The 14,864-nt window shown below is 46.2% G+C and carries 13 protein-coding genes; 10 read left to right on the top strand and 3 right to left on the bottom strand.

The window, feature by feature from the left end; all coding sequences use genetic code 11:
* Positions 1-43 precede the first annotated feature (43 nt).
* From QUA71_RS12135 to QUA71_RS12115, 5 genes are all read left to right on the top strand, one after another.
* Positions 44-1,504 (top strand): DUF1565 domain-containing protein, encoded by a 1,461-nt coding sequence (locus tag QUA71_RS12135; protein WP_333285184.1) that lies wholly within the window; start codon positions 44-46, stop codon positions 1,502-1,504.
* A 209-nt stretch (positions 1,505-1,713) separates the two neighbouring features.
* Complete coding sequence (gene psb28 / locus QUA71_RS12130; protein ID WP_333285182.1) at positions 1,714-2,049, top strand: photosystem II reaction center protein Psb28; 336 nt, start codon at positions 1,714-1,716, stop codon at positions 2,047-2,049.
* Positions 2,050-2,249: 200 nt separating this feature from the next.
* The gene (locus tag QUA71_RS12125; protein WP_006632696.1) at positions 2,250-2,756 is read left to right on the top strand and encodes a MogA/MoaB family molybdenum cofactor biosynthesis protein; all 507 of its coding nucleotides are present in this window, start codon (positions 2,250-2,252) and stop codon (positions 2,754-2,756) included.
* 259 nt (positions 2,757-3,015) lie between these two features.
* Positions 3,016-3,885, top strand: a complete 870-nt coding sequence (locus tag QUA71_RS12120; protein ID WP_333285180.1) for a methylated-DNA--[protein]-cysteine S-methyltransferase — start codon at positions 3,016-3,018, stop codon at positions 3,883-3,885.
* A 123-nt stretch (positions 3,886-4,008) separates the two neighbouring features.
* Positions 4,009-5,361 (top strand): cytochrome P450, encoded by a 1,353-nt coding sequence (locus tag QUA71_RS12115; RefSeq protein ID WP_333285178.1) that lies wholly within the window; start codon positions 4,009-4,011, stop codon positions 5,359-5,361.
* A gap of 37 nt (positions 5,362-5,398) precedes the next feature.
* Here the strand turns inward: QUA71_RS12115 and QUA71_RS12110 are convergent, their stop codons facing one another.
* On the bottom strand, positions 5,399-5,722 hold the full coding sequence (locus QUA71_RS12110; RefSeq protein WP_333285176.1) for a hypothetical protein: 324 nt from the start codon (positions 5,720-5,722) through the stop codon (positions 5,399-5,401).
* A gap of 339 nt (positions 5,723-6,061) precedes the next feature.
* On the opposite strand from QUA71_RS12110, the gene QUA71_RS12105 reads away from it, so the two are divergent.
* Together QUA71_RS12105 and QUA71_RS12100 are read left to right on the top strand one after the other, a co-directional pair.
* A complete protein-coding gene (locus QUA71_RS12105; protein ID WP_190743610.1) occupies positions 6,062-6,340 on the top strand; it encodes a type II toxin-antitoxin system RelE/ParE family toxin in 279 nt (92 codons plus the stop codon).
* 49 nt (positions 6,341-6,389) lie between these two features.
* On the top strand, positions 6,390-6,701 hold the full coding sequence (locus QUA71_RS12100; protein ID WP_333026536.1) for a HigA family addiction module antitoxin: 312 nt from the start codon (positions 6,390-6,392) through the stop codon (positions 6,699-6,701).
* Positions 6,702-6,888: 187 nt separating this feature from the next.
* Here QUA71_RS12100 and QUA71_RS12095 read toward each other — a convergent pair whose 3' ends face one another.
* Both QUA71_RS12095 and QUA71_RS12090 read right to left on the bottom strand, forming a co-directional pair.
* Positions 6,889-7,719: an abortive infection family protein gene (locus QUA71_RS12095; protein ID WP_333285174.1), complete on the bottom strand. Its 831-nt coding sequence runs from the start codon at positions 7,717-7,719 to the stop codon at positions 6,889-6,891.
* A 215-nt stretch (positions 7,720-7,934) separates the two neighbouring features.
* Positions 7,935-8,882: a class I SAM-dependent methyltransferase gene (locus QUA71_RS12090; RefSeq protein ID WP_333285172.1), complete on the bottom strand. Its 948-nt coding sequence runs from the start codon at positions 8,880-8,882 to the stop codon at positions 7,935-7,937.
* 332 nt (positions 8,883-9,214) lie between these two features.
* Between QUA71_RS12090 and QUA71_RS12085 the strand changes: the two genes are divergently transcribed.
* From QUA71_RS12085 to QUA71_RS12075, 3 genes are all read left to right on the top strand, one after another.
* A complete protein-coding gene (locus QUA71_RS12085) occupies positions 9,215-10,117 on the top strand; it encodes a hypothetical protein (RefSeq protein ID WP_333285170.1) in 903 nt (300 codons plus the stop codon).
* Positions 10,118-10,535: 418 nt separating this feature from the next.
* Positions 10,536-11,477 (top strand): glutathione S-transferase family protein, encoded by a 942-nt coding sequence (locus QUA71_RS12080; protein WP_333285168.1) that lies wholly within the window; start codon positions 10,536-10,538, stop codon positions 11,475-11,477.
* A 322-nt stretch (positions 11,478-11,799) separates the two neighbouring features.
* Positions 11,800-14,742: a leucine-rich repeat protein gene (locus tag QUA71_RS12075; RefSeq protein ID WP_333285166.1), complete on the top strand. Its 2,943-nt coding sequence runs from the start codon at positions 11,800-11,802 to the stop codon at positions 14,740-14,742.
* Positions 14,743-14,864: the final 122 nt, after the last annotated feature.

Raw genomic sequence — 14,864 nt, 5'->3', positions numbered from 1 at the left:
ATTGCACAAAAGCTAGATCGCCAATTATCTCTTTAACAAAAACATGGCAACACTTTACGTCAACCCGCAAACAGGCAGCGATTCCGCAGTCGGCACCCAATCGGCTCCATTCAAAACTATAGCGCGCGCGATCGCCCGCGCTGCATCGGGAAGCACTATTCAATTAGCACCGGGAACTTACAGCGCTGCTAGTGGCGAAAAATTCCCCTTGGAAATTCCCTCGGGAGTAAAAGTTGTTGGCAATGAAACTAACAAAGGTAGAGGCATTCTGATTCAAGGCAGCGGCAAATTTGTCAGTCCCACCGCTGCGGGCCAAAATATCACGATACTGCTAGCAACTAATTCGGAATTGCGCGGAGTAACTGTTACTAATCTCGATACTCGCGGCACGGGAGTCTGGATTGAGTCAACTTCTCCGACTGTGGCTAACTGCAGTTTCACACTTTGTAAGGGCGAAGGCGTTTTTGCCACGGGCACTGCTAATCCTGCGATTCTCGACAACATATTTGTGGGAAACTCCGCCGCTGGGGTGATTGTGGCGGGAACTGCTAAAGGAGCAATACGGCGCAATATTTTTCAAAAGACGGGTTTCGGCATTTCTCTGCAAGCTCAGTCGGCTCCTTTGATTGCTGATAACCAAATTTTGGAAAATCGCTCCGGTATAGTTTTAGCGGGGGAATCTAAGCCGATTTTACGCAAGAATCGCATTGAAAAAAATACCGAAGACGGTTTGACTGCGGGGGGGAAGTCGCTGCCAGATATTGGTACTGCTCAAGATTTGGGCGGCAATATTTTTCAGAATAACGGTGAATTAGACTTGCAAAACGCGACTGGGGTTAAGATTTCTGCGGTGGGAAATCAGCTCAATTCTTCGCGGGTGAAAGGTTTATTTGAGTTGGGCAATGTGACGCCAACTCCGACTCCTGGCGGGCTAAAGTTTAGCGACATCACCACGCATTGGGCCAAAGATTTTATCGATCGCTTGGCAAAGATGAATATTGTTAGCGGGTTTCCCAACGGCACTTTTCAACCTTACGAGATTGTAACTAGAGCTCAGTATGCGGCTATGCTGGCGAAGGCGTTTGAATTGGTGCCGCGCCGTGAGGCGACGGTTTTTAAGGATGTGGCGGCGGATTTTTGGGCCAAGGGAGCGATCGACCAAGCTAATCGAGCTGGCTTTTTGGCTGGATATCCAGACAGCACGTTTCGCCCGGAGCAGAATTTGACTAGAGTTCAGGCGATCGTTTCTTTGGTAAACGGCTTGCAGTTGGCGGGCGGCAACCCCAATTCTTTGAGCGTTTATGTCGATCGAGCTCAGATTCCCAGTTTTGCTACCGACGAGATAGCAACCGCCACAGAGCGCAAAATCGTGGTCAACTATCCCGCGCGCGAAAAGCTTTGCCCCGCCCACGACATCACCCGTGGGGAGATATCCGCCCTCATCTACCAAACTATGGTAGCCACAAAGCGGGCCGATCCTATTAACTCTCCTTACATCGTCTAAGGAAATTGGAAGACAAGGGAGAGGATAACTTGGGGTACAAAGAACTAACCCATATCCCCTCGCCCTTGTCTCCAATTGCCTCACTCTCACCCACTTTCACCCAGTCTCACCCACTCCCACTGTCCCAAGTCTTGATTTGCGAGTACCCGAATCGTTTTATGATTAAACATTAAGAAATTAAGCAATCCTTAAGGTTTGACTGTCAGATTATGGCTAAAATTCAATTTTCTCGGGGTATAGACGAAGAGGCTGTGCCCGAAGTGCGCCTAACCCGTTCTAAAACGGGAGCTCAAGGCACTGCCACATTTATCTTTGAAAATCCCAAAGCTCTCAGCAGCACCAGTACCGAAGACATTACTGGAATGTACATGATCGACGAAGAAGGCGAAATCCTCACTCGCGAGGTTAAGGCTAAGTTCATCAACGGTCAGCCTGCCGGTTTGGAAGCTCTTTATCTAATGAGAAATCCCGAAGAATGGGATCGATTTATGCGTTTTATGGAACGCTACTCGGAAGCAAACGGCTTAGGATTTAGCAAGGCATAATTGATGGGGAATAGGGAATGGGGAATGGGGCATGGGGCATGGGGCATTGGTTATTGGTTATTGGTTATTAGTTATTAGTTATTTGATGATGAATAATTAATAACTAATAAATCACAACTAACTAATGACTTCTTCCCTCTTCCCTTTTCCTGATTTCCTCTTCCTTCTTGCTTCTTACTTTTTCCTTCAACATCTGTTATATGACGCAAATTCCTCACCCCGACTTATCTAAAATAACCGTAAACTGCGCTATCATTACTGTTAGCGACACGCGCTCGGCCGAAACAGACAATAGTGGCTTGTTAACTAAGAAGCTGCTAAAAGATGCGGGTCACTCTGTGGTAGCTTACACTGTTGTTAAAGATGATGCGGCCAAAATTGTATTGCAAATGCAGGCTTTTTCCCAGCGTGAAGATGTGGATGCAATCATTTTTAACGGCGGCACGGGCATCGCTCCCCGAGATACGACTTATGATGTGATGGAGAGTTTGCTAGACAGGATTTTACCAGGATTTGGTGAAATATTTCGGTTTTTGAGCTATCAAGAAATTGGTTCGAGGGCGATCGCCTCTCGCGCAGTTGCAGGGGTGTATCAAGGCAAGTTAGTCTTTTCTCTTCCGGGCTCTAGCAATGGTGTAAAACTAGCTGTGGAAAAGCTAATTTTACCGGAATTAGTTCACTTGGTGACGCAGTTGCGGGGAGGGTGAGAGCGAAAGTTCGGTTAAGTGACTGACCGAAATAAATTTGGTTACAAGTCGCCCGAGGCATCCGTGGAGCGAGAAAAAAGCTCGCTCATCCTCATCGCAAGCCCCCGGGTTTAGCAGTGAGCTCGCTTTCTTCAATCTAAAATCTAAAATCTAAAATTGACTGACTGCATTCACCGCAAGAAACGGGTGGCTTTGAGCCTGCTCTATGGCTAAAGTAAGGAAACATCAAAATTCCCTTGATTTAGACTAGATGATTGCGATGCAGAATGCGAGTGTCTATGCTAGCGAAGATTATCACCGGATTGCTCGGGCGATCGCCTTTATGCGACAACACCACCTAAACCAGCCCAATCTGGCAACTGTGGCCCAACACATAGGACTGAGTGAATATCATTTTCAACGGCTATTTACTCAATGGGCCGGCATTAGCCCCAAGCGGTTTTTGCAATATCTAACAGTTGAATATGCCAAGTCAAAAATCACTCACACTAAAAGCCTTCTAGACCTAACATTGGACGTGAGACTATCGAGTCCCGGACGATTGCACGATTTATTTGTGAACTTAGAAGCAATGTCACCAGGGGAGTTCAAAGCAGGCGGAGCAGGTTTACAAATTCGCTATGGCATTCATGATACCCCCTTTGGCAAATCTCTAATCGCGACAACTGCCCGTGGTATTTGTAATCTTTATTTCTTGGATACAACAGACGAACAAACCGCCGAACAAAGACTGCGATTGGAATGGAAAAACGCTGAAATCATTCGTGATGAGCAAGCCACTCAATCATTGCGTGACCTGATTTTCAATTCAGAAACTTTCAGCGAGCAAAAACCACTAACGCTCTTGGTAAAAGGCACTAACTTTCAGATTCAAGTTTGGCGAGCACTTTTGAAATTGCCATTTGGTGCGATCGCAACTTATCAGACTATAGCTCAAATGGTAGCACGCCCAACTGCTGCTAGAGCTGTAGGAAATGCGATCGGTAACAATCCGATTGGCTATCTAATTCCATGTCACCGAGTCATTCGAGAATCCGGAGAACTCGGTGGCTATTGCTGGGGAGTAGAGCGTAAAACAGTCATGTTAGGTTGGGAAGCTAGCCATACAATCTGCGATCGATCCCGATAGCATTACTATTTTTGCTACCTGCCTTCGCAATCGATCGCAGATAAATTTCAGGCTGCAAGGTCGATCGAAAACTTCGGAGTATGTCAAAATACACTAGAAATATTGTGTATCGCCAGTTTTTCAATGACGCTGCCTACCGGATCTCGTTCTCCTGCTTTGTTCCAAACGCTTTCGCTGGTAGCTGACCCGATCGCATTTTTCGATCGCTACTCTGCCAAATACGGCGATACATTTACCGCCCGCGTGTTGGGGCCCGCTTCGCCCCCCGTGGTGTTTCTGGGCCGTCCAGAAGCGATTCAGGCGGTGTTTACGACGTTAGCCGATGCCTTTGAGTTTGGCAAAGTGACCAACGTATTTCGCCCGCTGGTGGGAAATGAATCCCTAATTATGAATGAAGGCCCGCGACATCTGCGACAGCGACAGCTATTAATGCCCGCGCTGCATCGGGAACAGTTGCACAGTCAAGGGCATTTGATTGTTGATTTGACGAAAAAGCAGACGATCGACTGGAAAGCCCCAGATGCGATCGCAGTCCGCGAAGAAATGTCAGAAATTTCGCTGCAAGTAATCTTGCAAGTCGTGTTTGGATTAGTGCCGGGAGAGCGCTACGAACGGCTGAAACAATTGCTCAGCAACCTTTTAGAGGCGATTACCTCTGAGCTGTACTCCATGCAATTTTTCTTTGAACCGTTGCAGCAAAATTTGGGGCCTTGGAGTCCGTGGGGGCAGTTTTTGCAGCAGATGGCGCAGATTGACTCGCTGATTTATGCGGAAATTGCCGAGAGGCGATCGCATTCTCTCGATTCGTCTCGCACGGATATTCTGTCAGTGTTGATGATGGCCCGCGACGACACCGGCGAATCCCTCGGCGATCGAGAATTGCGCGATCAGTTGATGACGCTGTTGCTGTTGGGACATGAAACGACTGGATCGGCGTTGACTTGGGCGTTTTACTGGCTGCATCAGTTTCCCGAATGTCTCGCTAGATTGCGGCAGGAATTGGATGAATTGGGCGAGAATCCCGATCCGATCGCGCTTTCGCAGTCGCCCTACTTAACAGCAGTCTGCAAGGAAGCGCTGCGGGTGTATCCAATTGCCTTAATTTCGCAGCCGCGCAAAGTGAAACGGACGATCGAACTCGAAGGCTATACATATCAACCGGGAACGATTTTAATCCCCTGTGTCTATTTGGCGCACCGTCGCCCTGAAACCTACGAAAATCCGGCCGGGTTCAATCCCGATCGCTTTTTAGATCGCAAGTTTTCCGCCTCTGAATTTTTACCGTTTGGAGGCGGGAGTCGAAGCTGCATCGGAATGGCGTTATCGATGTTTGAAATGAAGCTCGTTTTAGCAACGGTGCTGTCTTCGCGTGAGTTTGTATCGAATCTCGATCGGCCAATTCGTCCGGCGCGCCGGGGAATCACCTTTGTGCCGCCCGATCGATTCCGATTAACGGTTGTGGGCGATCGGCGTTAGATTCATTGCAGTAAAACGGCGTATCAAGCAAGATATGTTATTCGATGAAAATCCCAGCAACTTTGTCTCCATTCATCGTCATGTGTGCCACAAATTCATCTCCACCATCTTCAAAACTCAGCTTCCACAAATAAATCGGAGAATTACCTTGTTTTATCTCACCAAAATAAGTAATTGAGTATCCCTTTTGCAGGCGTGAAGCGAGCTGCTCGCTAACATCGTCAAACATTTGTTGTGTAATGCCCGCTTTGTAGCCTGCATCACCGACTGTAGTAAAAAGCTCGTAATTTTTCGATGCAGTCGCATTCAAAATAACCTGCAAACAATCGATGACGTTTTGAGAGGGGGCTGTCGGGGTCATGAAGATGTCCTTCTTTTAGGATTTTATTAAAATGTTCTAGCTCAGACTGCTGTCTAACGCTTCATTGTACCGCAGTTGCGATCAAATCCAGTTGTGGAGCGTCCTTGACCGCCAACACCCTCCGCTTAGCTCAGCCGCTACGATCACTTTTTCGTTCTCCCAGATCCAGCCCTGTTAGTAGATGGGAGCGATTTTTGCTTTTGCAATCATTTTAGGCTTGACATCTGTAACCTCATAGGTTACAGTAGTAAGGTAATCTCAAAGGTTACAAAAACTTTTAATTAATATATATAAGTGCTATGAACTGGATATTCAGCCTTGATTGAAGGATTATTTCACATGATACAAACTTTTAAAAATAAAGCATTAGAAAGATTATTGAGGGAAGGTAATGCAAAAGGAATTCCTAAAGAACTTGAAAAAAGGACAAGAGCAAGACTTGAAGTAATAGATACAGCAATAATTATAGATGATATTAGAATACCAGGCTATGATTTACACGAGCTTAAAGGTGATAGACAGGGAACTTGGTCAATAAAGGTATCAGGTAACTGGCGTATAACTTTTACATTTCAGGATAACAACGCATATGATATAGATCTGGAAGATTATCACTAGCCCATAAAACAAAATCTAAAAATTTAACTTCAAGCTTAAGGAAAATTGCATGAAAGACATACAAAACATTATTCAAGGGAGGAAAGTTAGACCAGTACATCCGGGCGAGGTCATTTCAGATGTGCTTGAAGATATTGAAATGACTCAAACCAGGTTTGCTGAGATACTTGGTGTATCCCGCCGTAGTGTCAATGAAATTGTTTTAGGTCAAAGACCAATTACAGTAGATATGGCAATTCGGATTGGGAAAGCGTTGGGGAATGGCCCTCAACTGTGGCTTAATCTTCAGCAAAAAGTTGATATCTGGGATGCAGTGCAAAAACACAGTGAAGAGTACGAAAAAGTATCTACGGTAGCATAGCGCGATATGTTAATCTCAGTAAAAAGAGCATCGGGCGGGTGAAACCGCAACTATACAAACGAAGTCCGCCTGCGCGGACTTAGAGATCGAGGAAGTATTTAACCAGGATGGGGTGTCCTGTAAACAGGAACGATAACTTTTGCAACAGGATTGTTAGGGTGCGGATTGACAAAAACAGCAAACCTCTTCAGAAGGAAATCTCATCCCACTCTGCTTGAACTTTGTTTTGTTCGTCAACTTCTGATTTTTCTGCTTCAATGGCTTCTATAAACTTAATCGCGCTTGAAACATTGGTAAATATCAGAACACTCTCATGATAATTCAAAATAGGATTGTCATGAGCCAGACTTTGGTGGTTTCTAACATGATTAAAATCCTCCAGAATTTTAGTCGAATGTTTTAGAATCTTTGCGGTTATTTGTGACTCAATAAAGCGGTGCTGTCTTAGATAGTTTACATATTCTCCAAAAAGGCTATGCAATGGTTTGTTTTTGTCATAACTGATCCCATGTTTATCGCATAGCTTCTTTGTATACTTCACCATATAAGTATGCAGTCTATCTAATGCTACTTCTGGCTCATTATTTTGAATACTTTCCCTTATGGATTTTGCTAATACAGAAAACTCTTTGTCATTAGAATATGCTTGAATGGCATCAATATTTTCAACAATTCTATCTTGCTTAAGTCGTTCGGCTATTGTATAGCAATCATCAAACAAGGCTTGCTCCGCCTGGCTTATTTCTATGTGATTTATCAGTTTTTTTGTTTTCCAATATTCCAACAAAGGTGAAATTAATTTTCCAACAATATAGTTAGCTTCTTTAGCCCAAAAGGCTTTTAATCGATTAGCTTTAGATCCGCTAGCGTAATCGTACTTGCCGTCAGATATGTCAATGTTTGTATTTTCAATTATGAATTCCTGGAAAGTTCTGTTTGAAAAATCAAGAACATAACCACCTTCCATATCAAACATTTTTTCAAGTTTTACTTTTTCAATGCTCGACAAGTCAGACATTTGCAGTAACCTGTTAATTTATAATTAATTGTAACTACTCAAGACCAATTAGATATGCGATAGCTTTACTGCTTCCTGATGAGCCTCGGAGACTGATACATAGCTTTACGGGAAGTTCCTCACCCATAGGATGAAGCAGGCTAACTATTAATTGTAACGCAGTTGCGGTATAATAGACTTAAAAGTTTTATTATACCGCACACATTTTTCAAACATCAAACTTGACCATTTACTGCTTCAGCAACAATAGTGCGGTGTCGGACTGTATTGCAAGTAATTGTCGGCTGTGCAAAACCAGAATCTATTAAAGCTTCCTCAATATCCAACCCAAAATACTGATCCAAATAAGGCTCCGTACTCTTGAGCAAAGTCAAAATATAAGGAGGCATTTTGGCATAAACTTCCGACTGAGGATTCATATCCATAATTGTCAAATGTCCGCCCACACGCAGCAAACGCCTCGCTTCCCGGAATATTTCTCTAGTAGCTTTCTGCGGCAATTCGTGACAAACTAAACAAATAGAAACTAAATCAAAAGCAGCCGCCGGCAAACCAGTAGATTCAGCAGCAGCGTGAACCCAAGTCGGAGATTTTTGATTGGAAAATTCAGCTTCTCGCTGTTGGGAACGGTATTTAGCGACGGCTAAAAAATAAGGCGACAACTCCACCCCAGTCATCTTCGCTTCCGGGTAAACCTCCCCAAGAGCAAAGGTACTCATTCCCACACTGCATCCCAAATCAACAATATCTTGCGGTGAAGAAGCAATTTGAGATTTGATGACTTCGTGATAGCTGGCGCGGAGTTTAGCATCGCCTTCTGCACCTGCTTCCGGCCAAATTGTGGCGTGAACTGTACGGGCGGCCACTTCAACTTCTGTAGCAGCTTCCCAACTCATATTACCTTTTTCATAAGCGTGGAATGAAGTTAGATAATATTTCGGGTAAACAAGAGCGGGATTTTGGACGCTGAGCAATTCTGCATCCCAATTTCGAGCTAAAAGTGCTTGGGATTCTTGTCGCCAATGCACTCCGATTTTTTCGGCTCTTTTTATCATCATTTCCCGCGCTTGGTGCTTGGCTAGATTAGCCAAAGGCTTGATGGAAAGTACGCCATTTACTAAGCGCGAGGCTAATCCCGGAGTTGTGTTAATTGCAACAGTCATATTTTATCTTTTTCTATTTTGCGCCATCTATTTTAACACGTTTAGGCGATTTTGAGTCTGTCAATATAATGAAACTTAACTTTGTGCTGGCGAGTGAAATGCAAATGTTTTGTGGAAAAGACTTTTTTTTAATGAACCGCTGAGGGCGCAGAGAACGCAGAGTTAGAGAAGAGAGAAAAGCTCTGAGGATTGCAAAACTGGAGCTGGTGGTCTAATATTTATTTGTGCTTGCCTACTTAGTTATGGGGAATTGACCCGGAATCGGGAATCGGATTTCCCGAAGTTGGAGTATTTGATAGAACACTTTAAATCGGGCTATTCAGGAGTTTGTGATGAGCAAATCTATTGTGGAATTGGTTGACAATTTGCCGTCTAATGGCGTCACTGTGAAGATGTTAAAATCTCTCGATTTTGTGGTTCCGGGGGAGTGGAACAATCTCACGGGTTTTGATAATACTATTCAAGCGGTCACAGGGGAAACAAAGCGCAAATTAGTTGGGAAAATTCGCGATCGCGCGATCGAGCTTTACGCTAACCCCAACGAGCCATATCAAGGCGTAGTCAGGCTTTACCAGTTAGCAGACAGCGCCGACAGTGCGTTAGGTGCAACGGCTATGGCGAATAAAATCGGCGAAAATATCGGCTTTCTTTCCTTTCTCAACCGCCTCACTCCCAAAGCTGACACAACTCAAACGATCGACTTGTGCGTCAAAGTGGCGATCGAGCTAATTGCCTTCTGCAAACTTAACAATATTTCCCTTGACAATGTGGGAAGCTTTGGTAATTATTTATCCCATTACAAAGGCGAATCTGTGATGCGGATGGCTGCTTTAGTGTGTGCTGACGGTTTAATTCCCCTTGGACCCGACTTCATTAGAGTAGCACAAAATACCCTAGGCGGATTGAATCCTTCAACCTTGCAGCAAAACTCAACCTTCCAAAATATCAGCAACCTAATTCCCGGCGCAAATAATTCACAAAAGTTCGGATTTGTGACAGCAACTTTCGCCTCAGCGCAAGGTTGGATGAACAATTTAGTACAGTCTCGCGGCTTAACTCCCGCCATAGTTTTAGGCCATCTCAAGCAATACGTTGATGTTACCGATGACAAATTGGATTATGTCGCCGCGTTTTTAGACATGACTACCAATTATTACGAACATACGGGAATTCAGACGGTTGCTCGCCGATTGATCGATCGAGCTTATGCTGAAATAGCCTCTGGCAGATCCTAGAAAAGTCGTCGCTCATCATTCTCAAGAACAGGCAAGATGCCTGTTCCACAAAAATTAAATTTTATTGTGGGGTGGGCTTCTAGCCCGCCCTGAAGAACCTTATTGCAAATGATCCAAGATATAAAGGGAACAAACCTCGTCGCTCATCATTTTAAAGAACAGGCAAGATGCCTGTTCTACAAAAATTAAATTTATTGGGGGCCGTTGCTCCTAGCCCGCCCGGAAGGCGGGAGTGCATTATTAATTGCTGAAACCATTGCTTACTTTGCCTTCTTCCTTCTTCCTTCTTCCTTCTTCCTTCGGCTGTGAGTTAAAATAAGCAGATTATGTTTAGCAAACCTCTTTTTATCGCATTGTGAAAAACAAATCGCTTCCTTCATCCGTAACAGTCAAGCTAGGCAAATTTGTCTGGACATCAATGTGGCAATTAATGATGTCAAAACTAGCGCCGCCCGATCGCACGGGAGCATACATTCGCCCCAGCAGCAGTTTCCGCAACTTTGTCAGCACTGCACCAGACAACCCTCACGGGCCCGCTGCGGGACGGTATCGCCTCTTCGTGGGTACGGGATGCCCTTGGGCGCACCGCACTCTGGTGACGAGGGCGCTCAAAGGGCTTGAGGATGCGATATCGGTGTCGATTGTCTATCCCTCTGAAGGGGGAATGTGGGTGATGGAGTCGGAGACTTTTGGCTGCAACACGATGCCGGAACTTTATCAGTTGGCTTTACCGGGCTATCAGGGGCGGTCTACGGTGCCGGTGCTGTGGGATGACTCGAAAAAGACGATCGTCAATAACGAGAGTTCGGAAATTATTGTGATGCTAAACTCGGAGTTTAACGAGTTTGCTAGCAATCCTCAAATGGATCTTTATCCTGTGGATTTGCGATCGCAAATTGACGAGTGGAATGAGAAGATTTACCAATCGGTCAATAACGGCGTTTATCGCTGCGGTTTCGCGCAATCTCAAGCTGCTTATGACTCGGCTTGCAGTGAATTGTTTGCTGTTTTAGACGAGATCGATCGATCGCTCTTGAGGAGTCGTTACCTTTGTGGCGATCGGGTGACTTTAGCAGATGTGCGACTTTTTACTACTCTATTCCGTTTTGATGCCGTTTACTACAGCTTGTTCAAATGCAATGTGCGCCGCATTCAAGATTACGAGCATTTGGGAGCCTATCTGCGCGACTTGTACCAGTTACCGGGAGTTGCGGACACTTGCGATTTGGAGGCTGTGAAGCGCGATTATTACGGCAATTTGTTCCCGCTGAATCCCGGCTGCATTATCCCGGCTGGGCCCGATCCGGCGAGTTTGCTCAAAGCTCACGATCGCGCAGGGCTCAGAAACCGGGTTTCTTAACAAAATCTCGGTGCAGATGCCAGAATTATCGCAGAAACCCGGTTTCTAGGATGCTTGGGCGATCGCGCAGGGAATCAGAAACCGGGTTTAGCTCGTTCCCAGGCTCTGCCTGGTAACGCATTCCCAGAGGCTGGGCCTCGCCTTAACCCTCTAACAAACCCTCCATTCTCTCCTTTACTCAAACCTCACGATCGACAAAATATTGATGTTATTTTGAAGTGAGATTAAGCAATATTCAAAATCAAATCATGTCTGGCGATCGCCCTTTTATATCAAAAGGCGATCGTACTTACTATACAAAAATCCAAACAAGGAATTGGCAATGTTAGAAACTGAGGGCGATCGGGAAGCACAGCAGCGTATTAAATGGGCACGGCGACAGCGAGCAAGAGAACTCGATCTTAGGGGTCTGGAACTGAGGGAACTGCCAAAGACAATTGCCTCCCTCACCCAGTTGCAAAAGCTTTACCTCTACAACAACCAACTGAGGGAACTGCCAGAGGCGATCGCATCCCTCACCCAGTTGCAACAGCTTTACCTCTCCGACAACCAACTGAGGGAACTGCCAGAGGCGATCGCATCCCTCACCCAGTTGCAAGAGCTTTACCTCTACAACAACCAACTGACGAAACTGCCAGAGGCGATCGCATCCCTCACCCAGTTGCAAGAGCTTAACGTCTCCGGCAACCAACTGACGAAACTGCCAGAGGCGATCGCATCCCTCACCCAGTTGCGACTGCTTCTCCTCTCCGGCAACCAACTGACGAAACTGCCAGAGGCGATCGCCTCCCTCACGCAGTTGGAATGGCTTCTCCTCTCGGGCAACCAACTGAGGGAACTGCCAGAGGCGATCGCATCCCTCGCCAGGTTGCAACTGCTTGACCTCAAAAACAACCCTCTCAATCCTGACCTCGCTGCTGCCTATGAGCAAAGCACTGAAGCCGTTTTGCAATACCTGCGGGCAAAGGCAGAAGCACAGATCGAACTCAATGAAGCCAAGCTGATTTTGATTGGTGAAGGCGAGGTGGGCAAAAGTTGTCTGTTGGGGGCATTGCGGGGAGATGAATGGATAGAAGGTCGCCCTACAACTCACGGGATTGAGATTAAGCCAGTAATCATCACCGATCCCGACAGTGGCACAGAGATATCACTCAATGGTTGGGATTTTGGCGGTCAACCGGTTTATCGATCGACACACCAGTTGTTTTTCAGTGCTCCCGCCGTGTATCTGGTAGTGTGGAAGCCGCGGGAAGGCCCCCAGCAGGGCTTTGTCAAAGAGTGGATTACCCTAATCAAGCATCGGGAACCAGATGCCAAGGTGCTAGTAGTCGCAACCCACGGCGGCCCCGGACAGCGACAACCCGACATTGACAGACAGGAAATTTACGATCGATTCGGCAGCGATACAGTGCTTGACTTCTTCCATATAGACAGCAAACCTGACGATCGGAACTTCTGCACCGGGCTGGCAGAATTAAAACAAAAGATTGCTAGTGTCGCCGCATCTCTTCCCGAAATGGGACGTTCCGTTCCCGCCAAGTGGCAGCGAGTGCGGGAAATCTTGCAGACAAACGACAAAGCCTATCTGCCCTACGATGATGTTCTTGCCATCTGCGCTCAACAGGGAATCGATAAAGAACAAGCAGAACTTTTCCTTCGCATTTCCCATACCTTGGGGCATATCATCCATTACGATTACGATCCAATACTGCGGGATATCGTCATCCTCAAACCCGACTGGCTGGCAAAGGCAATCAGCTTCGTACTCGATGATGAATTGACACGCCGCCGGAACGGTTTAGTAGATTTTGAGCATCTGGGCGAATTATGGAGTAATCCCCCGTTTCCAGGCGAGGACGGCTACCCGCAAGAACTACATCCCATCTTTCTCAAGCTGATGGAACGCTTCGATTTGTCCTACCGCGTCGTGCTCGACCCAGCTAAACCCAGCAATACCAGTTTGATTGCTCAACTTGTACGCGATACACGCCCGGAATTGCCCAATTGGGGACAGCAGCCGGAAGCGGGAGACAGACAACAAGTGCAAATCTGCCGGATTGTGGACGATCGAGGGCAACTTGCAGTAGCAGAAGGATTGTTTTACCAGTTGATTGTGCGCTTGCACAAATACTCACTGGGGCGCTGCAATTACGAAAAAAGTATCCATTGGCAACGGGGTTTGATGCTTGACAACGACTACAACGGTCGGGCTTTGCTGGAATATGTTAACATTGATGTAAAAATTACCGTGCGGGCAGCTTATCCAGAACGGTTTTTGTCTTATCTGACGGAAGAGATTAAATGGCTAGTCGAGAATTTCTGGGAAGGATTGCGATGTAATGTGATGGTTCCCTGCATTGCGACTTGCGGTATGAATGCGCCCGGAAACGCGCTATTTGAGGTAAAGCAATTAATTGAGAGTAAAAAGGAAAATCGTCCTGAGTATCCCTGTTCACTCTGTGGTAAATGGCAAAACATCGATCGTCTGCTGAATAACGCGCCGACCACCCCACCCCCCTCCCAAGAAATCGGCATTCAGCAGTTCCGAAATATTGTCAAAGACGAGCTAAAAATCATCCGCAAAGATTTAGCGATTGTCGATCGTCGAGGTCAAGAACGTTTTGAGTCATTGTCTCAAGATCAGCGCAAGATTCTCAGCCAAATCGATGAGGAGTTTGCGTCGCTGATGCAAATGTTCACCGATGAAGCGAAAGATGGCCCGCGCCTGTTCAGTTTCAAGCCCGTCGATCCGAAGTTTTTCGATCGCCCAAAATTGATAAGTACAAAATTGCAAATTACCCTCTGGTGCGAACACTCTCGTCAACCGCTTCCCGCCTTAAATCCTAACGACAAAAAGAAGGGAGTTTATGAATTGGAAGTGTCGCGCGAATGGTTTACCAAAGCAGCCCCCTATCTCAAAATTTTGAGCGGAACCCTTAGTCTAGTCTTACCTGTCGCAGCCTCGGCAACCAAGCTAATGCTAGATGAAGCCACCTACAAAGGTATTGAAGAGGAACTCGATCTCGGACAAAAAAGCATCGAGTCTACCTTGAAAGGAAGCGATTTAGCGACTAATTTGTCTACCGAAAGTGATGCCCCTGATTGGCAACAGGGCGAAGCAGCAATCCGCGCCCAAGGCTCGATTTTGCGAGAATTACACGCGCTGCTAAAAGCAAAAGATCCTGGTTTTGGTGGCTTGGTGCGGGTGCAGAACAGACGCCGCGAATTTCTATGGGTTCACGAGCAGTTTGTAGATGAGTATTAAGATTTTTATCTTGACACCATTATTACGATCGTGTGATAATTTAAACGGAACTTACCCCTCACGCTTGATCGCGAGAGTTTTCAAACCCCCTGGCAGCGGTCGAACTGGGTGAGAACCCTCAC

The organism is Microcoleus sp. MON1_C5 (assembly GCF_036701875.1).
Lineage (GTDB): Bacteria > Cyanobacteriota > Cyanobacteriia > Cyanobacteriales > Microcoleaceae > Microcoleus.
The sequence above is the reverse complement of the archived record's forward strand: the minus strand, read 5'-3'. Positions and strand labels throughout refer to the sequence as shown.

Coding starts and splice junctions, on each gene's coding strand:
- QUA71_RS12135 (WP_333285184.1), top strand. CDS start 44: ATGGCAACACTTTACGTCAACCCGCAAACAGGCAGCGATTCCGCAGTC.
- psb28 (WP_333285182.1), top strand. CDS start 1,714: ATGGCTAAAATTCAATTTTCTCGGGGTATAGACGAAGAGGCTGTGCCC.
- QUA71_RS12125 (WP_006632696.1), top strand. CDS start 2,250: ATGACGCAAATTCCTCACCCCGACTTATCTAAAATAACCGTAAACTGC.
- QUA71_RS12120 (WP_333285180.1), top strand. CDS start 3,016: ATGCAGAATGCGAGTGTCTATGCTAGCGAAGATTATCACCGGATTGCT.
- QUA71_RS12115 (WP_333285178.1), top strand. CDS start 4,009: ATGACGCTGCCTACCGGATCTCGTTCTCCTGCTTTGTTCCAAACGCTT.
- QUA71_RS12110 (WP_333285176.1), bottom strand. CDS start 5,722: ATGACCCCGACAGCCCCCTCTCAAAACGTCATCGATTGTTTGCAGGTT.
- QUA71_RS12105 (WP_190743610.1), top strand. CDS start 6,062: ATGATACAAACTTTTAAAAATAAAGCATTAGAAAGATTATTGAGGGAA.
- QUA71_RS12100 (WP_333026536.1), top strand. CDS start 6,390: ATGAAAGACATACAAAACATTATTCAAGGGAGGAAAGTTAGACCAGTA.
- QUA71_RS12095 (WP_333285174.1), bottom strand. CDS start 7,719: ATGTCTGACTTGTCGAGCATTGAAAAAGTAAAACTTGAAAAAATGTTT.
- QUA71_RS12090 (WP_333285172.1), bottom strand. CDS start 8,882: ATGACTGTTGCAATTAACACAACTCCGGGATTAGCCTCGCGCTTAGTA.
- QUA71_RS12085 (WP_333285170.1), top strand. CDS start 9,215: ATGAGCAAATCTATTGTGGAATTGGTTGACAATTTGCCGTCTAATGGC.
- QUA71_RS12080 (WP_333285168.1), top strand. CDS start 10,536: ATGTGGCAATTAATGATGTCAAAACTAGCGCCGCCCGATCGCACGGGA.
- QUA71_RS12075 (WP_333285166.1), top strand. CDS start 11,800: ATGTTAGAAACTGAGGGCGATCGGGAAGCACAGCAGCGTATTAAATGG.